The sequence below is a fragment of the Pantoea sp. sgz302252 genome (assembly GCF_047713085.1).
GTDB lineage: Bacteria > Pseudomonadota > Gammaproteobacteria > Enterobacterales > Enterobacteriaceae > Scandinavium.
The window spans coordinates 1-18,810 of sequence record NZ_JBLFJW010000005.1 but is presented as its reverse complement, the minus strand read 5'-3'; the positions used below and the strand labels follow the sequence as shown (position 1 = coordinate 18,810).

The 18,810-nt window shown below is 53.2% G+C and carries 16 protein-coding genes; 3 read left to right on the top strand and 13 right to left on the bottom strand.

The genetic code is table 11. The features are described from left to right. Positions 1–23: 23 nt before the first annotated feature. From pgk to tkt, 9 genes are all read right to left on the bottom strand, one after another. Positions 24–1,187: a phosphoglycerate kinase gene (gene pgk / locus ACLW56_RS05270; protein WP_330982758.1), complete on the bottom strand. Its 1,164-nt coding sequence runs from the start codon at positions 1,185–1,187 to the stop codon at positions 24–26. 47 nt (positions 1,188–1,234) lie between these two features. Continuing rightward, complete coding sequence (gene epd / locus ACLW56_RS05265) at positions 1,235–2,254, bottom strand: erythrose-4-phosphate dehydrogenase (RefSeq protein WP_330982757.1); 1,020 nt, start codon at positions 2,252–2,254, stop codon at positions 1,235–1,237. Positions 2,255–2,531: 277 nt separating this feature from the next. Continuing rightward, positions 2,532–3,251 (bottom strand): nucleoside/nucleotide kinase family protein, encoded by a 720-nt coding sequence (locus tag ACLW56_RS05260; protein WP_330982756.1) that lies wholly within the window; start codon positions 3,249–3,251, stop codon positions 2,532–2,534. After that, on the bottom strand, positions 3,248–3,757 hold the full coding sequence (locus ACLW56_RS05255; protein ID WP_330982755.1) for an MltR family transcriptional regulator: 510 nt from the start codon (positions 3,755–3,757) through the stop codon (positions 3,248–3,250). The genes ACLW56_RS05260 and ACLW56_RS05255 overlap by 4 nt, the downstream gene beginning before the upstream one ends. Before the next feature lie 15 nt (positions 3,758–3,772). Then, the gene (gene glpX / locus ACLW56_RS05250) at positions 3,773–4,744 is read right to left on the bottom strand and encodes a class II fructose-bisphosphatase (protein ID WP_330982908.1); all 972 of its coding nucleotides are present in this window, start codon (positions 4,742–4,744) and stop codon (positions 3,773–3,775) included. Continuing rightward, positions 4,744–6,018, bottom strand: coding sequence for a zinc-binding dehydrogenase (locus ACLW56_RS05245; protein ID WP_330982754.1), 1,275 nt, complete (start codon positions 6,016–6,018; stop codon positions 4,744–4,746). Before ACLW56_RS05245 ends, glpX begins: the two co-directional genes overlap by 1 nt. Before the next feature lie 22 nt (positions 6,019–6,040). Next, positions 6,041–7,414, bottom strand: coding sequence for a PTS mannitol transporter subunit IICB (locus tag ACLW56_RS05240; RefSeq protein ID WP_330982753.1), 1,374 nt, complete (start codon positions 7,412–7,414; stop codon positions 6,041–6,043). 28 nt (positions 7,415–7,442) lie between these two features. Next, a complete protein-coding gene (cmtB, locus tag ACLW56_RS05235; protein ID WP_330982752.1) occupies positions 7,443–7,886 on the bottom strand; it encodes a PTS mannitol transporter subunit IIA in 444 nt (147 codons plus the stop codon). Between the two features lie 362 nt (positions 7,887–8,248). Continuing rightward, positions 8,249–10,240, bottom strand: a complete 1,992-nt coding sequence (gene tkt / locus ACLW56_RS05230) for a transketolase (RefSeq protein ID WP_330982751.1) — start codon at positions 10,238–10,240, stop codon at positions 8,249–8,251. 278 nt (positions 10,241–10,518) lie between these two features. On the opposite strand from tkt, the gene ACLW56_RS05225 reads away from it, so the two are divergent. Continuing rightward, the gene (locus ACLW56_RS05225; protein WP_330982750.1) at positions 10,519–11,277 is read left to right on the top strand and encodes a M48 family metallopeptidase; all 759 of its coding nucleotides are present in this window, start codon (positions 10,519–10,521) and stop codon (positions 11,275–11,277) included. Positions 11,278–11,372: 95 nt separating this feature from the next. On the opposite strand, the gene speB is transcribed toward ACLW56_RS05225, so the two are convergent. From speB to yqgB, 3 genes are all read right to left on the bottom strand, one after another. Further along, positions 11,373–12,293: an agmatinase gene (gene speB / locus ACLW56_RS05220; RefSeq protein WP_330982749.1), complete on the bottom strand. Its 921-nt coding sequence runs from the start codon at positions 12,291–12,293 to the stop codon at positions 11,373–11,375. Positions 12,294–12,571: 278 nt separating this feature from the next. After that, positions 12,572–14,548 (bottom strand): biosynthetic arginine decarboxylase, encoded by a 1,977-nt coding sequence (gene speA / locus ACLW56_RS05215; protein ID WP_330982748.1) that lies wholly within the window; start codon positions 14,546–14,548, stop codon positions 12,572–12,574. Continuing rightward, a complete protein-coding gene (gene yqgB, locus ACLW56_RS05210) occupies positions 14,541–14,687 on the bottom strand; it encodes an acid stress response protein YqgB (protein ID WP_330982747.1) in 147 nt (48 codons plus the stop codon). Before yqgB ends, speA begins: the two co-directional genes overlap by 8 nt. A 667-nt stretch (positions 14,688–15,354) precedes the next feature. On the opposite strand from yqgB, the gene metK reads away from it, so the two are divergent. Both metK and ACLW56_RS05200 read left to right on the top strand, forming a co-directional pair. Continuing rightward, a complete protein-coding gene (gene metK / locus ACLW56_RS05205) occupies positions 15,355–16,506 on the top strand; it encodes a methionine adenosyltransferase (RefSeq protein ID WP_330982746.1) in 1,152 nt (383 codons plus the stop codon). Between the two features lie 426 nt (positions 16,507–16,932). After that, positions 16,933–18,327 (top strand): sugar porter family MFS transporter, encoded by a 1,395-nt coding sequence (locus tag ACLW56_RS05200; protein ID WP_330982745.1) that lies wholly within the window; start codon positions 16,933–16,935, stop codon positions 18,325–18,327. Between the two features lie 129 nt (positions 18,328–18,456). Here ACLW56_RS05200 and ACLW56_RS05195 read toward each other — a convergent pair. Then, positions 18,457–18,810: transposase (locus tag ACLW56_RS05195; protein ID WP_330982744.1), on the bottom strand; the 354-nt coding region annotated here is incomplete at its 5' end.

The following is an 18,810-nucleotide window of genomic DNA, read 5'->3' as shown; positions in this document are numbered from 1 at the left end:
GCCTTCGCTAACCCTAAATTGCCTTACTTCTTCGCGCGCTCTTCGAGCATCGCTACTGCCGGCAGGACTTTACCTTCCACGAATTCGAGGAATGCGCCACCGCCAGTGGAGATGTAGGAAATTTTGTCTGCGATACCGAACAGGTCGATAGCTGCCAGAGTGTCACCGCCGCCTGCGATAGAGAACGCTTCGCTGTCTGCGATAGCATTCGCTACGATTTCAGTGCCTTTGCGGAAGTTCGGGAATTCGAATACGCCAACCGGACCATTCCACAGAATAGTTTTAGCGTTTTTCAGGATGTCAGCCAGTTTCTGTGCAGACACGTCACCGAGGTCCAGAATCTGCTCTTCATCTTTGATGTCGTTAACAGATTTCAGGGTTGCCGCAGCAGTTTCAGAGAACTCAGTCGCAACGCGAACGTCTGTTGGAACTGGAATATCGCAAGTGGTCAGCAGACGTTTTGCTTCGTCAACCAGGTCCGCTTCGTACAGGGATTTACCGACGTTGTGGCCTTGAGCGGCAACGAAGGTGTTGGCGATACCACCACCAACGATCAACTGGTCAGCGATTTTAGACAGGGAATCCAGAACGGTCAGTTTGGTAGAAACTTTAGAACCCCCCACGATAGCCACCATCGGACGAGCTGGGTTACCCAGCGCTTTGCCCAGGGCATCCAGCTCAGCAGCCAGCAGCGGGCCTGCACAAGCAACATCAGCGAATTTGCCGATACCGTGGGTAGAAGCCTGCGCGCGGTGTGCAGTACCGAAAGCATCCATTACGAACACGTCGCACAGTGCGGCGTATTTTTTGGACAGCGCTTCGTCGTCTTTTTTCTCGCCTTTGTTGAAGCGAACGTTTTCCAGAACCACCAGCTCACCGGCCGCCACTTCAACGCCATCCAGGTAATCTTTTACCAGACGAACTGGGTTAGACAGTTTGTCTTTCAGATAGTTAACAACAGGCAGCAGAGAGAATTCTTCGTTGTACTCACCTTCGGTCGGACGACCCAGGTGGGACGTTACCATCACTTTCGCGCCCTGTTTCAGCGCCAGTTCGATGGTTGGCAGGGAAGCACGAATACGCGCATCGCTGGTGACTTTACCGTCTTTTACTGGCACGTTCAGATCGGCACGGATGAAAACGCGTTTACCAGCCAGACTCAGATCGGTCATCTTAATTACAGACATGGTGAATCCTCTCGTTGATTCTAAAGTTTTGCAGACGCACACGCGCCTTACCTGAAACCTGTAGCGGCCATCGCTAACGTTGTGTCGAGCATTCTGTTAGCGAAACCCCATTCATTATCACACCAGACCAGCGTTTTGATCAGATGCGCACCACTGACCCGCGTCTGCGTGCCGTCAACAATGGCACTGTGCGGATCGTGGTTAAAATCGATTGAGACCAACGGTAATTCCGTATAGTCAACTATACCATGAAATGCTCCCTGTGCCGCTTTTTGCAGCAACAGGTTGACTTCACAGGCTTTTACCGGATTCTTCACGGTAACGCTCAGATCGATGGCGGTGACGTTAATCGTCGGGACTCGCACCGCAATCGCTTCAAAACGGTCATTAAACTGCGGGAAAATTCGGGTGATACCTGCCGCCAGTTTAGTGTCGACCGGAATGATCGACTGGCTGGCCGCACGGGTGCGACGTAAGTCCGGATGATACGCGTCGATCACCTGCTGATCGTGCATCGCCGAGTGGATGGTCGTGACCGTACCGGATTCGATGCCCCAGGCATCATCAAGCAGTTTAATGACAGGAATAATGCAGTTCGTCGTGCAGGAGGCGTTGGAGACAATGCGGTGGTCAGACATCAATTCGTGGTGATTGACGCCGTAAACCACCGTGGCGTCGAGGTCATTGCTACCAGGATGTGAAAAGAGCACTTTCTTAGCACCTGCGGCAAGATGGGCTTCCCCGTCGGCTCGCGTGCCATAGACGCCTGTGCAGTCCAGCACTACGTCAACACCCAGTTCACGCCACGGCAATGGCTCAACGGCAGGCTCATGCAGTAAACGGATGGCATCTTCGCCGACAAATAACTGTTCCCGCTCCTGGCGTACATCCCAGGCAAAGCGTCCATGGCTGGTGTCATATTTCAACAAGTGCGCGATGCCCGCAGCATCCGCCAGTTCGTTGATTGCCACCACGGTGATTTCCGCACGACGCCCGGATTCATATAAAGCACGAACCACGTTACGTCCAATGCGACCGAAGCCATTAATCGCTACGCGTACGGTCATAAGTCTCCTGCAAGGCATTCCCTGATATTGAGTGGCTGAAAGCGTAGTCCAGCCTCACCCGGAAGGGAATCCCTGCTGTCACAAACTGCGACTGATTGATTATTTGTCGAACATTTAATCGACTGAAACGCTTCAGCTAGAATAAGCGAAACGCGGAATAAAAGGAACGCTTGTCCAGGGAGAGAAGCTTTCTATATGACCTGCGTCACACTTTCATGCGACGCATCGCGTCCAATTATTCCAAATCAGCGTAATTAATCATCGCTACTGTCGGCCACTATTCGTCCTGGCCCAAACTGTATTCGCCCGTAGTGGACATGACTAACGTCAGGTCGGCAGGGCGGCTTTGCGTCAGGACCCGCCCGACATTTGGGCCATCGGTTTGCTGGTAAAAAGCCTCAGCCTCCGTTTGTGATAATCCCCCTGCCCGCTTGCGACCTATCAATCGCTGTCGTAGTGCAGATTCTGGCGCATTGATAAACAAAGAAAAATCGCAGAAAGGCATCAGCCCAGCCCAGCGTTCATCGTCCAGCAACAGCCAGTTTCCTTCGACAATCACTATCGGCGCGGTGACAGCAATCGCGTTTTCGACAGGATCGTGCTTTTTGCGATCGTACTGCGGCCAGTCTCCGTCGCCTTCTCTAATCTGGCGTAAATTCCGGGCCAGTTTCGTTACATCAAAGGTTTCTGGTGCACCTTTCGCATGGCGCAACTGCTGAGCTTCCAGCCAGATGTTGTAGTGGTGAAACCCGTCCATCGGCAGCGTTTGCAGCGCCGGTAACTCAGGATCCTGCGCAGCCAACCACTGCCAGAATGTGGTTAACGTTGATTTGCCTGTCCCCGGAGGTGCGCAAAGGAAAACCACCGTACGCTGATGAGACGAGGCTGCATGCAGCGTGCCCAGCCGCTTGAGCAACGGTTTATGTAACTGCTCAATTTCATCATCGCGAAAATGCGCATTCACCGTTAACCCATTGATGATGAGATCAATATTCACGTATTGAGTTCCTTGATAATCGCCGTGACCGCTAACGCCAGCGACGTTTTAACCATTGAGGTAAAACGCACTTCAGACCAGGCGGCAAAATCAGCAAATTTCATCGATTTAAGTGCACCATAAAGCGTGGCATTTTGGGTGATGCTGTTCAGGTTGATGATGAAATCCCAGGTGATATCGTCGGTAAAACTCGGGATCGCGTTCTGCTCTTTCAGGTACTGATAAAACTGAGAGAAATGCGTGATATCGGCATACAGCCATTTATCCATTTTCCCCAGCGCGTAAATCAGACGCAGAGCAACATCAATGTCATCCAGTGGCCCGCTTTGAGCGAGTAACGGCTTCACTGCATATTCCACGATCTCTTCATCGTTGTTGACGAATAACGACGGCAGAAAGCGCTTAATGGCCTGCAACAGCAGGGTATTCACTGCCGTCATGTAGGCCAATAAGTCTTCCTGAGCGTCCAGTTGCTCAAGTACGTCATCCTCGGAAAGCATCGTCATGAGTCTCTCGATAAATCACCAGGCGTGCAGGGAATCTATAATATTACACGTTCGGTCTGCGCCGCCGATAAGCAATGTTTGCGTACGCACGCCGTTCGCCGCTTGTTGAATCCCCTGTAGCAGCTCACCCCCCGTGACGCCCGTTGCGGAAAAAAGGACGTCCTGTTGACTCACCATTTCATCCAGTCGATAGACATGGTTCACCTCAACCGCCATTTGCGCACAGCGCCGACGCTCGTCTTCTGCTATTTGTCGGTGTTCCGGTTTATCGCCCTTCGCTTCACAATAATCGATAAGCTCTGCCTGCATATCACCGCCCAACGCTTTCACCGCACAAGCAGAGATAACGCCTTCCGGCGCACCGCCAATGGTGAACATCAGGTCATAACTGTTTTCCGCTAAGCAGGTCAGCACGCTCGCGGCTACGTCACCGTCCGGGAGCACGAACACTTTCGCCCCCAGTTGCGTAGCTTCGTTGATAGCAGGCTGCATTCGTGGCTTATCAAGCGTTACCACGCGCAGCTTTTCTATCGGCTTGCCCAGCGCCTGAGCGACGTTGCGCAAGTTATCCGTCAACGAGAGGTGCAGATCGATAGCCCCTTTCGCCTGGCGATTGACCACCAGCTTCTTCATATACATATCCGGTGCGTGCAACAGACTGCCGGCGGGCGCGAAGGCCATGACCGCCAAAGCATTGCTCTGCCCCATGGCGACCATGCGCGTGCCTTCAATCGGATCAACGGCGATATCGATCCGCGGCCCACTCCCCGACCCCACTTTTTCGCCGATCCACAGCATCGGGGCATGATCGATTTCACCTTCGCCGATCACGATCTTGCCCTGAATGGCGAGGTTGTTAAGGGCGGTGCGCATCGCACTCACCGCCAGCCCGTCGATTTTGTTTTTGTCTCCACATCCGGTTTCAGGCCAGGCGGCTAAGGCGGCCTGTTCCGTCACGCGAAATAAGGGCCACGCCAGAGACTCCATCACACGGCCTCCCCGGTATCGACACCAAAGTGGGCCAACAGATAGCGTTCTGCCTGGGCATTCCAGATGCCGTGTGTTTCTGCCACCCGTTCAGCGAGGGCTTTAAAAAGCGGGTCAGTTTTGCCCTTTTCAGCAAAATCAGCGATGGCCGTCAATGGCATGGTCACCCCGTTATAAATGAGCTTTTTACCGCCGGGTATGTGCGGCAGGTTCAGCACGGTTTCCGGCACGGCATCCAGACCACCAATATGCGTCACCATAAAGGAGGGCTGTAATTGCCCCGTCGCACTGAGCGCAATCGCCTCCTTCATATCGTCGGTGGAACCGCCGGAGGTACCGACCACATGGGTACGGTTGTAATGCACGTTGTAGAAATTAAACGGCACCTTAAAGTTGCTGTCCGTCGGCCCGGCAAAGAAGTTCAGGCAGCCATCTTCGGCCAGCAGTTCGTCCGCCATTTCGACTACGGCAGGGACGGCGGCATACACAAAGACATCGTCGTAACCCAGGCCGCCTGTCAGCTCCCGCAATACCTGAACAGGGTTTTCCTGCCCGGAAGTGTTGACGTAAATCAGCTCAATCCCTTTCGCCGCAGCTTGTTCCACAGGCAGTAATTTTTCAGCCTGCGCCAGACGAGCGTCATCGATATCCACCACCACGATGCGCGAAGGATGAATATCGCCGTTCAGAGCATAATCGATCGCCCCTATTCCCATTGGCCCGGCACAAGCCAGCAGCGCCAGGTTGCCTCCAGGTTTAATCCCCATGCGATGCTCATAGACATAAGGCGTGGTGTGATAATTCGCTTTATAAGCGCCAATGATGCAGCACAGGGGCTCGGCTAAAGATGCTGCCGCAAAATAGTCGCCGTGATAAGGCAACACGCAACCCAGATTAACGGCAATTTCAGGAATAATCATATAAGTGGCATTACCACCGAAATATTCATAGCTATAGCCAGCGGAATACCCCGACGGTAATCCCATTGCGGGTTGCAACACAAAATGCTGCCCTTTTTTATAGTGTCCGGTGAGATTCTTGCCGACTTCTACAATAATGCCAGCGCATTCATGCCCGGTAATAACAGGATGATTTTCCAGATCGTCAGGAACACGCTTATGATCGCTTGCCAGCAACGCGGCTTTCCATGTCGATAAACAGACGCTATCAGAAATGACACTGACCAGTAACTCATTATCCGTAATGGCGGGCAATTCAAATTCGCGAATACGGATATCCTGCTTGCCATAAATGGCGGCGACTTTCGTTTTCATCGATTAGCTTCCGTTTATGCCGTTATTCGGCAGTCAGTTGTTTAAATAACGTATCAAGCTTAGGGTCACCAATATAATTATTGATTAACACCAAAGGTTTATTCGTCACCAACTTAACCCGCCCCTCCAGGCTGGAATGGGTCACAATAATATCGGCGTCATCGGGCACATTTTCGATGGCGTAATGTTTGACGTTAATGGTCAGGTTATTTTTTTCCAGCCGCTTGCGAAACGTTGTCGCGCCCATGGCGCTGGAGCCCATTCCGGCATCACAAACGAAGGCGATACTTTGTACGCCTTTAAGTGAAAATGCGCCCTGCTGTTTCATGGTTTTCACCGCTTTCGCTGACTCGGCAAACTCATCTTCCACAGCAACATTTTTTTCCATCTTCAGGATCAGTGAGGTCACGACAAAACTCACCACCGCCCCCATTGTGACGCCTGCAATCGTCGCCAGGAATGCCCCTTTTGGCGTGAGCGCCAGATAGGCAAAGATAGAGCCAGGACTCGGGCCTGCCACCAACCCACCGCCCAGCATATTGAACACCCAGGTGCCGGACATGCCGCCCGCTATCATCGCAACCAATGTCAGCGGTTTCATCAGCACGTAAGGGAAATAGAGTTCGTGGATCCCGCCGAGGAAATGGATGATCATCGCGCCTGGGGCGGAACGCTTGCTCATGCCTTTACCAAAAATGGAGAAAGCCAGCAGCAGCCCCAGACCCGGGCCAGGATTCGAAGCCACCATAAAGAAAATCGATTTCCCGTCTACCGACGCCTGCTGCATGCCCAGCGGATAGTACACGCCCTGATCGATAGCGTTGTTAAGAAACAGGATTTTCGCCGGTTCATTAATCACTGACAGCAGCGGCAAATAGCCCGTACGCACCAGCGCTTCAATGCACTCCTTCACGAAGTTATTGCCGATAAGCACTGCGGGGCCAACGATTTCAAAACCGAGCAGGCAAAGCAGCATGCCCGCGATACCGAGAGAGAAGTTGTTGATCACCATCTCAAACCCAGCCGGGATCCTTTTATCAAGCGCCTTGTCGATGTACTTAATGATCAGCCCACCGAGCGGCCCCATGATCATCGAGCCCAAAAACATCGGAATATCTGCGCCGACAATCACGCCGATGGTGCCAATGCCGCCCATCACCGCCCCGCGTTTGCCGCCCACCAGATGCCCGCCAGTGGAACCAATCATCACCGGCAATAAATAGGTGATCATGGGCCCGACGATTTTGGCGAAATGCTCATTGGGCAACCAGCCGGTAGGAATAAAAAGTGCAGTAATAAACCCCCAGGCAATAAACGCGCCGATATTGGGAATCACCATTGCGGTCAAAAAGCCCCCAAATGCCTGGACCCTGGCCCGAGCTGACGTATTTTCCATAATAAGATCCTGTAAAAGGAAAAGAGAGTTATGCGAGCGCGAGAATATCAGTGAGTTGTTTTTCTGTTTGTGCCGCCAGTAATGACTGTAATGCGTCATCCTCAGATAATAACTCGCTTAACGCCTGAATCGCATCGATGTGTGAATTAGCATCTGCCGCCGATAACCCGATGACCAATTTAATCGGGTCATTGTTTTTATCCCACTCCACTTCATTTTCAAGAAGCAGTAATGACAGCCCTGTTTTTAAGGCGCCACATTCAGGTCTGGCGTGTGGCATTGCGACACCCGGAGCAAGAATATAATAAGGACCATTGGTTATCGTCGACTCTTTGATAGCCTGTATGTATTGTTCATTGATATAATTATTCTTTAGCAATGGTGCCATGCAATGATCAATCGCATCTTGCCAGTCTTGCGCCGATTTTTTTATGGCAATCGCACTTTCAGGGAAAAAATTAATTAGCCGCATACGCATCCTCGCATTTTATTTTCAGACACTGAATGTGTTGAAATAAAAATACGCCGGGCAGCAGGTGAAAGCAATCGAGGGGGAATTTAAGAGGGCTTTCTGTGAAATCATTTCACGAACATACTAATCAAAGAGTTATGACCAATAAAAAATAAATCAATATGTTAAACGTGATCGCATACACAAATACAGTAAAAACATGGTATTGATAGTTGTGAATTGAATCACATTTGTCATATTGTCATTATCTTCATTAGTGATCTCACTCATAAAAAAGCCGGGTGGCGCTTACGCTTACCCGGCCTACGAATGCATCGATTTTGTAGGCCCGGCAAGCTATGCGCCGCCGGGCACAATCTCGATTACAGCAGTTCTTTTGCCTTCGCGACTACGTTCGCGACGGTGAAGCCGAACTCTTCGAACAGCAGCTCTGCTGGTGCGGACTCACCGAAGGAAGTCATGCCAACGATCGCGCCGTTCAGGCCGACGTATTTGAACCAGTAGTCTGCGATACCGGCTTCTACCGCAACGCGAGCAGAAACCGCTTTCGGCAGTACGGATTCACGGTAAGCGGCATCCTGCTTGTCGAACGCGTCGGTAGACGGCATGGACACTACGCGCGCTTTAACGCCTTCTGCAGAGAGCTGATCCCACGCCGCCACTGCCAGTTCAACTTCAGAACCGGTCGCGATGAAGATAACCTGCGGCTGACCCGCACAGTCTTTCAGCACGTAGCCACCGCGAGCGATGTCTGCCAGCTGCTTCTCGGTACGATCCTGCTGGGCCAGGTTCTGACGGGAGAGGATAAGCGCGGTTGGACCGTCTTTACGCTCTACACCGTATTTCCACGCTACCGCGGATTCTACCTGGTCACATGGACGCCATGTGCTCATGTTCGGGGTCACACGCAGAGAGGCAACCTGCTCAACCGGCTGGTGAGTCGGGCCATCTTCGCCCAGACCGATAGAGTCGTGGGTATAAACCAGAACCTGACGCTGCTTCATCAGCGCAGCCATACGCACGGCGTTACGCGCGTATTCAACGAACATCAGGAAGGTTGAGGTGTACGGCAGGAAACCACCGTGCAGAGAAATACCGTTCGCGATGGCCGTCATACCGAATTCACGTACACCGTAATGGATGTAGTTACCGGCAGTGTCTTCGTTGATCGCTTTAGAACCAGACCACAGGGTCAGGTTAGAGGGCGCCAGGTCAGCAGAACCGCCGAGGAATTCTGGAAGCCAAGGACCGAACGCTTCGATAGCATTCTGAGAAGCTTTACGGCTGGCGATTTTGGACGGATTAGCCTGCAGCTTAGCGATGAACTCGTTCGCCTTCGCGTCGAAATCAGAAGGCATATCCCCGTTCATACGACGGGTGAATTCTGCCGCTTCCTGTGGGAAGGCTTTCGCGTAAGCAGCGAATTTCTCGTTCCATGCGGATTCTTTCGCCTGGCCTGCTTCTTTCGCGTCCCACTGAGCATAAATTTCAGATGGGATTTCGAATGGCGCGTATTTCCAGCCCAGCTGCTCGCGGGTCAGTGCGATTTCAGCGTCGCCCAGTGGTGCACCGTGAGAGTCGTGGGTACCGGCTTTGTTCGGGGAACCGAAACCGATGATGGTTTTGCACATCAGCAGAGAAGGTTTGTCGGTAACTTTACGTGCTTCTTCTACTGCACGTTTGATAGCGTCTGCGTCGTGACCGTCAACGCCACGAACGACGTGCCAGCCGTAAGCTTCGAAACGCCTGGCAGTGTCATCGGTGAACCAACCTTCAACGTGACCGTCGATGGAGATCCCGTTGTCGTCATAGAACGCAACCAGTTTGCCCAGCTTCAGGGTACCCGCCAGGGAGCACACTTCGTGGGAGATACCTTCCATCATGCAGCCGTCGCCCATAAAGGCGTAGGTGAAGTGGTCAACGATATCGTGGCCAGGACGGTTGAACTGCGCAGCCAGCGTTTTTTCAGCGATAGCCATGCCCACAGCGTTTGCAATGCCCTGACCCAGCGGACCGGTGGTGGTTTCAACACCAGCGGTGTAACCCACTTCCGGGTGGCCAGGCGTTTTGGAATGCAGCTGGCGGAAGTTTTTCAGCTCTTCCATTGGCAGATCGTAGCCAGTGAGGTGCAACAGGCTATAAATCAGCATAGAGCCGTGACCGTTGGACAGCACGAAGCGGTCACGATCGGCCCAGGAAGGGTTCTGCGGGTTGTGGTTCAGGAAATCACGCCACAGGACTTCGGCAATGTCAGCCATACCCATCGGGGCACCCGGGTGACCGGATTTGGCTTTCTGTACTGCGTCCATGCTCAGCGCACGAATAGCATTAGCAAGCTCTTTACGTGAGGACATTTTGACTCCAGATCGGACTGTTGAAGGCCATGCCAGACGCTTGACTACAGCGCGTTTTAGGCTACGCCGGAAAAAAGTGTGAACAATGTAACCCAAGCGGCAAGCCATGTACATGGAGCATCCGCGCGGTGCCTGGGAAATCTCTGGAATGTGTTCAACGGTTGCGCAATCTTCTCGCGCCGTTATCTTTATTTTCTTTATACTTCGTCTGAGATCTGCCGTTCAGGCGGGTAAGAAAATTCAGACAATGACGACGCACCTATTACGGAAAATTGATGATGAAACTGCACTCTGTGGTGTTGGCCTTTGGGATGGCAAGCGCTCTGACTGGCTGTCAGAATATGGATTCAAACGGGCTGATGAGCTCCGGGGCTGAAGTTTTTCAGGCCTACACCATCAGCGACGCTCAGGTCGTCGCCCTCAGCGATAAAGCCTGTCAGGACATGGACAGCAAAGCCACTATCGCCCCTTCCGGCAGCGATTACGCCAAACGCCTGACGAAAATTGCTTCCGCACTTGGCGACAACATTAACGGCCAGGCCGTGAACTATAAGGTGTACGTCACCAAAGACATCAACGCCTTTGCGATGGCCAACGGCTGTATTCGTGTTTATAGCGGCCTGATGGACATCATGACCGACAACGAAGTCGAAGCGGTTATCGGCCACGAAATGGGCCACGTTGCGCTGGGTCATGTGAAGAAAGGCATGCAGGTTCAGCTTGGCGCTAACGCCGTGCGCGTCGCTGCGGCCTCTGCAGGCGGCATTGTCGGCAGCCTGTCACAATCTCAGCTTGGCGATTTAGGCGAAAAACTGGTGAACGCGCAGTTCTCCCAGCGTCAGGAATCCGAAGCGGACGATTACTCTTACGATCTGCTGCGTAAACGCGGGATCAACCCGTCAGGGCTGGTGACCAGTTTTGAGAAGCTAGCGAAGCTGGAAGCGGGCCGTCAAAGCTCGATGTTTGACGATCATCCGGCTTCAGAGGAACGTGCTCAGCACATTCGCGATCGTATGAAGGCGGACGGTATCAAATAAAAGAGGCCGGGTGGCGGCTATCGCCTGACCCGGCCTACAAGAGCGAGCAGAAACTGTAGGCCGGGCAAACAACGTGCCGCCCGGCATTTATTCTCTTACTCGCCCTTCTTCGCTGCCTGGATGTACAGCATTTCCAGAGCCAGCGTTGCCGCTGCCAGAGCAGTGATTTCAGACTGATCGTAAGCTGGTGCAACTTCCACGACGTCCATCCCCACGATGTTCAGGTCTTTCAGACCACGCACCAGTTTAATTGCACGATCGGAGGTCAGGCCGCCGATAACCGGCGTACCGGTACCCGGTGCAAACGCAGGGTCCAGACAGTCGATATCGAAGGTCAGATACACCGGCATATCGCCAACAATCTTCTTCACCTGCGCCAGAATATCGTCAACGCCACGATCGTTTACCTGTGCAGCATCCAGCACGGTAAAGCCGTTGTCTTTGTCGAACTCGGTACGGATACCAATCTGTACAGAATGGTTCGGGTCGATCAGGCCTTCTTTCGGCGCGGTGAAGAACATGGTGCCGTGGTCAAATTCGCAGCCGTTTGCATAGGTGTCGGTGTGCGCATCGAAATGCACCAGCGCCATTTTGCCGAAGTGTTTTGCGTGCGCGCGCAGCAGGGGCAGCGTGACGAAGTGGTCACCGCCGAAAGAGAGCATGCGCTTACCGGCAGCCAGCAGTTTTTCCGCGTGAGCTTGCAGCTTTTCGCTCATTTCACGCGCATCGCCAAAGGCATACACCAGGTCACCACAATCGACCACGTTCAGACGCTCACGCATGTCGAAATCCCACGGGAAGCGGTTGTGCTCCCACGCCAGGTTGGTCGACACCTGACGGATAGCCGCAGGACCATGACGACCGCCCGCACGACCAGAAGTAGCCGCATCAAACGGGACACCGGTAATAACCCAGTCAGCATCGCTGTCGTAAGGCTGGAAGTTCAGCGGCAGACGCAGGAAACCAAAGGCGTTCGATACCAGCGAGTTGTCGTACTGATGACCTAAAGTGCTCATAAAGATGACCTCTTATACCGTCGGTAATTTATGACAGATGAAAAAAAATCCCTTCCGCGTCGTTAGGCCCGACGAGGAAGGGATCGATTCGTGTGTACTGCTTGTTAGGGCGATTATCGCCAAAATTTTAATCGGGTCAAGCATCCAGCGTTGGCTTTGACGGATGCCCTCTCCCGCAAGGCGAGGGAGAAAATCAAATCGGCTCGGATCAGTCCCCTCTCCCTGAGGGAGAGGGTTAGGGAGAGGGGGAACGATGGGCACCCACTTCCCCCAACTCGTTACTCGTCTTCCAGATACGTGTACCCGTACAAACCCGCTTCGAACTCTTCGAGGAACTGCTGTTGCAGCGCATCGTCGAGATCGGTTTGTTTGACCTGATCGCGGAACTGAGTCAGCAGTTTTTTCGGGTCAAGCTGAACGTACTCCAGCATATCCGCCACGGTGTCACCTTCGTCGGAAAGTTCCACTTCCACGCTGCCGTCAGGGAAGACAAACACGTCAACCGCTTCGGTATCACCGAACAGGTTGTGCATGTTGCCCAAAATTTCCTGATACGCACCGACCATAAAGAAGCCCAGCATTGGCGGGTTCTCTGGATCGTACTCTGGCATTGGCATGGTGGTGGCGATACCGTCGCCGTCAACGTAATGATCGATAGCACCGTCAGAGTCACAGGTGATATCCAGCAGCACCGCGCGACGTTCTGGCGCATGGTTCAGCCCTTCAAGCGGCAGCACCGGGAACAGCTGGTCGATACCCCACGCATCCGGCATTGACTGGAACAGGGAGAAGTTGACGTACATTTTGTCCGCCATGCGCTCCTGCAATTCATCAATGATTGGGCGATGCGCACGGTTGCTTGGGTCGAGCTGTTTCTGCACTTCATGGCACATGTTCAGATACAGCTGCTCGGCCCAGGCACGCTCCTGCAGGCTAAAGGTGCCGGAGGAGTAACCCACATGAATATCATGCAGATCCATCTGGCTATCGTGCAGCCATTCACGCAGTGAACGGCGTCCACCTGGTTCGTGCATCTCTTGCCAGGTTTCCCACATGCTTTGCAGCGCACGCTGGGCATCTTCTGCAGGCGCGGTAGCTTCGGTGTATTCGTTGCGCTCAACACCGATGATGTTGGAAACCAGCACGGTGTGGTGTGCAGTCACTGCACGCCCGGACTCGGTGATGACCGTTGGGTGCGGCAGGCCGTTCTCTTCACAGGCATCGCCAATCGCCCAGATAATGTTGTTGGCATACTCATTCAGGCCGTAGTTCACAGAGCAATCAGACTGCGAACGGGTGCCTTCATAATCCACGCCCAGGCCGCCGCCCACATCGAAGCACTGAATGTTCACGCCCAGTTTATGCAACTCAACGTAGAAACGGGCCGACTCGCGCACGCCGGTGGCGATATCACGAATGTTGGCCATCTGCGAACCGAGATGGAAGTGCAGCAACTGGATGCTGTCCAGACGACCATGCTCACGCATGATTTCCACCAGTTGAAGCACCTGGCTCGCCGCCAGACCGAATTTCGATTTTTCGCCGCCGGAAGACTGCCATTTACCGGAACCCTGAGAAGCCAGACGCGCACGCACACCAAGGCGTGGCACCACATTCAGGCGCTCAGCTTCTTCCAGCACGATAGCGATTTCAGACATCTTTTCGATGACCAGATAGACCTTGTGGCCCATCTTCTCGCCGATCAGCGCCAGGCGAATATACTCGCGGTCTTTGTAGCCATTACAGACGATAACGCTGCGGGTCATGCCAGCATGCGCGAGTACCGCCATCAGCTCCGCTTTGGAGCCTGCTTCGAGACCCAGCGGTTCGCCGGAATGGATAAGGGATTCAATGACACGGCGATGCTGGTTCACCTTAATCGGGTACACCAGGAAATAGTCACCGTTGTAGCCGTAGGATTCACGCGCACGTTTAAAGGCGGCGTTAATCGAACGCAGACGATGTTGCAGGATCTGCGGGAAGCAGAATAATGCAGGCAGTCGCTGTCCTTGCGCTTCACGAGCTTTGACCAGCTTGGCGAGATCCACGCGCGCATCAGGCACATCGGGATCCGGGCAAACGCTGATATGACCCAGCTCATTGACGTCGTAGTAGTTATTGCCCCACCAGGCAATGTTGTATGTACGCAGCATCTTGCTGGCTTCCTGAGAGCTCATTGCCACCTCCTGCATGGAACGTAGTACACCCTGTTCGCCGGCTGACGAAGGGGAGAATAAAGACATGTCGTCAGACATAGCGAACCTCAAATGTTGTCGAAAGTGTAAAACAGTTGACTACTATCGCAATGTTACTAAGCGATAACAACCCATAAACAGCCTTGCGCACCAGCAGAGAATGCTGAGCGTTCGCCTGCGCGACCGGTTTCTTGTTCATATCAGTGTAAAACATAGACCCGAGGTGTGTAGCACCAGCGGAGAAACCACGAGAAAACCCCTAACTAAAGGAGCGCCCAAGTCCCAGTATCACAGCGCCTGACCGGCTCTGGAGTCCTGAGATGTGCCCGAATGGCAATAACTTCGGCAGGTAGGTATCGAAGAAAGAGAATGTGATGGGGTTAAACGCACGCCAGAGTGGCATGACTGAGTCTGCAAAAAACGATGGTTCATTATGTCGTATCACCTCCACGCCAACCCATCTGAGCCAGCGACAAGCCTAAGCCAAACTATTCTGTGTAAAAAAACACTGCTTAACCCGGCTGGAAGTGGCGACACGAAAGGAAACCTCGTGCGCTTTTTGAGTGAGCCGCGCGCGGCGTTTTATACCGGGAAGCGGGGTAAAAAGCAAAATAAAAATGTGCACTCTTCCACCGCTGTCAGGAAAAATTTCCAGCTGTGCAAGCAACCGTATGAGAGGTTCCTCAAAAAAAACTGGAAATCGGGCGAAACTCTGACCTAAAATAGCCATCCAGATGTTAATCCATCTATACTGATTAACACCCAGACTGTTTGTGTGTTTACCTGCAGCCTTTGGTCGAATCGTCTATCAGAGACTTTATTTACAACAGTTTGAGAAACCTTATTCTTTCCAGGTGATATAAAACATGGCAAAACACCTCTTTACGTCCGAGTCCGTATCTGAAGGGCATCCTGACAAAATTGCTGACCAAATCTCTGATGCCGTGCTTGATGCGATCCTCGAACAGGATCCCAAGGCGCGTGTCGCGTGCGAAACTTACGTTAAGACCGGTATGGTTCTCGTTGGCGGTGAAATCACCACCAGCGCGTGGGTGGATATCGAAGAGATCACCCGTAGCACGGTCCGTGAAATTGGCTATGTGCATTCTGATATGGGCTTTGATGCCAACTCCTGCGCGGTGCTGAGTGCTATCGGCAAACAATCTCCGGATATCAACCAGGGCGTTGACCGTGCTGATCCACTGGAGCAGGGAGCGGGCGACCAGGGCCTGATGTTCGGCTATGCCACTAACGAAACTGACGTGCTGATGCCAGCGCCAATCACCTACGCTCACCGCCTGGTCCAGCGCCAGGCTGAAGTGCGTAAAAACGGCGCTCTGCCATGGCTGCGTCCGGATGCGAAAAGCCAGGTCACCTTCCAGTATGACGATGGCAAAATCGTCGGCATTGATGCCGTGGTTCTGTCCACCCAGCATTCTGAAGATATCGATCAGAAATCCCTGCAAGAAGCAGTGATGGAAGAAATCATTAAGCCTGTGCTGCCAACCGAGTGGCTGAACAGCGCGACCAAATTCTTCATCAACCCGACGGGTCGTTTCGTTATCGGTGGCCCAATGGGCGACTGCGGTCTGACCGGCCGTAAAATCATCGTCGATACCTACGGCGGCATGGCTCGTCACGGTGGCGGTGCGTTCTCCGGTAAAGATCCGTCTAAAGTTGACCGTTCTGCAGCGTACGCGGCACGTTATGTGGCGAAAAACATCGTTGCAGCGGGCCTGGCTGACCGTTGTGAAATCCAGGTTTCCTACGCTATCGGCGTGGCAGAACCCACGTCTATCATGGTTGAAACCTTCGGTACTGAGAAAGTCTCTACCGAACAGCTGACCCTGCTGGTACGCGAGTTCTTCGACCTGCGTCCTTACGGTCTGATTCAGATGCTGGATCTGCTGCACCCAATCTACAAAGACACCGCGGCATACGGTCACTTTGGTCGTGAATCTTTCCCTTGGGAAAAAACCGACAAAGCCGCTCTGCTGCGCGAAGCGGCTGGCCTGTAATAAGCCGCTGCGTTTTGCCCTTCAAAGGCCAGCCTTGTGCTGGCCTTTTGCTTTTCTGCACGCCTCTTTTTGCCGGGTGGCGCTACGCTTACCCGACCTACACTGAATTTTGTAGGCCCGCGCAAGCGCCGTCGGGCACAGCAATGAAACCGCTTACACTGACATTCACAGGCTAACTTTAAGATTTTTCGCTTTGCATGAACCGCATTGTTCTGCTGTTACATCACATTTCAGGTAAGTCTCAAAATCCGTCATTTCCCCTGCACTGAACCACTATCATCTATTTGATTAATAATGAATTATTACAATTACATAACCTGACACTAGTGTAACCGATTACACCAATGTGATTTATCTCACATCTTTTTACGGTTGCCTAACCTACCCTTTACATTGACGAGATCAATAATTCAAACGGAGGGCATCATGCCTGACAATAAAAAACAGGGGTATTCCAACAAGGCAATGACGTTTTTTGTCTGTTTTCTTGCCGCCCTGGCGGGATTACTCTTCGGCCTTGATATTGGCGTGATTGCCGGCGCATTGCCGTTCATCGCCCATGATTTCCAGATTGACTCACACACCCAGGAATGGGTCGTCAGCTCGATGATGTTTGGTGCCGCCGTCGGTGCCGTCGGGAGTGGTTGGCTCTCCTACCGCCTTGGCCGCAAAAAAAGCCTGATGATCGGCGCAATCCTGTTCGTTGCTGGTTCGCTGTGCTCTGCTGCCGCACCTAACGTAGAAGTGCTGCTGGTCTCCCGCGTGCTGTTGGGTCTCGCTGTCGGCGTTGCTTCTTATACGGCTCCGCTTTATCTGTCTGAGATAGCCCCGGAGAAAATCCGTGGCAGCATGATTTCGATGTACCAGTTGATGATAACCATCGGGATCCTCGCAGCTTACCTGTCAGATACCGCCTTCAGCTACAGCGGCGCATGGCGCTGGATGCTGGGTGTCATCATCATTCCAGCCGTTCTGTTGCTGATTGGCGTGTTTTTCCTGCCAGACAGCCCACGCTGGTATGCCGCTAAACGTCGTTTCAATGATGCCGAGCGCGTCCTTCAGCGCCTGCGTGATACCAGTGCAGAAGCGAAGAACGAGCTGGAAGAAATTCGCGAAAGCCTGAAGGTGAAACAGTCTGGCTGGGCGCTGTTTAAAGAGAACAGCAACTTCCGCCGCGCGGTGTTCCTGGGCGTACTGTTGCAGGTCATGCAACAGTTCACCGGGATGAACGTCATCATGTATTACGCGCCAAAAATCTTCGAACTGGCGGGTTATGCCAATACTACCGAGCAAATGTGGGGCACCGTGATTGTCGGTCTGACCAACGTGCTGGCGACCTTTATTGCGATTGGACTGGTAGACCGCTGGGGCCGTAAGCCAACGCTGGTGCTGGGCTTCCTGGTCATGGCCGTCGGCATGGGCGTGTTGGGTACGATGATGCACAACGGCATCCACTCGCCTTCTGCTCAGTACTTCGCTGTCGCCATGCTGCTGATGTTCATTGTCGGCTTTGCGATGAGTGCCGGTCCGCTGATTTGGGTACTGTGCTCTGAAATTCAGCCGCTGAAAGGCCGCGATTTTGGTATCACCTGCTCCACTGCCACTAACTGGATTGCCAACATGATTGTCGGGGCGACCTTCCTGACCATGCTGAACTCGCTCGGCAACGCCAATACCTTCTGGGTGTACGGCGCGCTGAACCTGTTCTTCATCGTCCTGACCCTGTGGCTGGTGCCGGAAACCAAACACGTATCGCTGGAGCATATCGAACGCAACCTGATGAAAGGCCGTCCTTTGCGTGAGATTGGGGCGCAGAGTTAAGTTCGTTGCGGTCTGATGCCCTCTCCCCAGCCCTCTCCCACGGGGAGAGGGAGCAAACACTAAAACCCTTCTCGAAAGAGAAGGGTTTCAGACTGCTGACGAACCCCGCGTTTTTCGTGGGGTTCTGTTTTATGAGCGACCGCAGGTCGCGATCGCGATATTTTTTCTCATCCCTCTGTTTTCGCGCTCACCCGACCTTTCCGGCCTCACATATCCCTCATAAGCGGCCTTTAACACCCAAAAAAGCCAGTAAAGAAGCGCCAGCAGCGCCATCTTCTTCATATTCTGCGCTGTCGCTGCAAGCCAGCACTGTATCTGTACCTTCCGCAACCCACGATACCGCGCATACCGGTGACCGTGGTGCTGTTTCGCATCCGCGAAGCTGCGCTCCACCGTCTCCTTGCGTCGCGCGTACACCTTTTTGCCCCATGTCGTCAGCCGCAGTTCATCCGCCTTCTCCCTGGCCTCTTCCCACACGTGCCG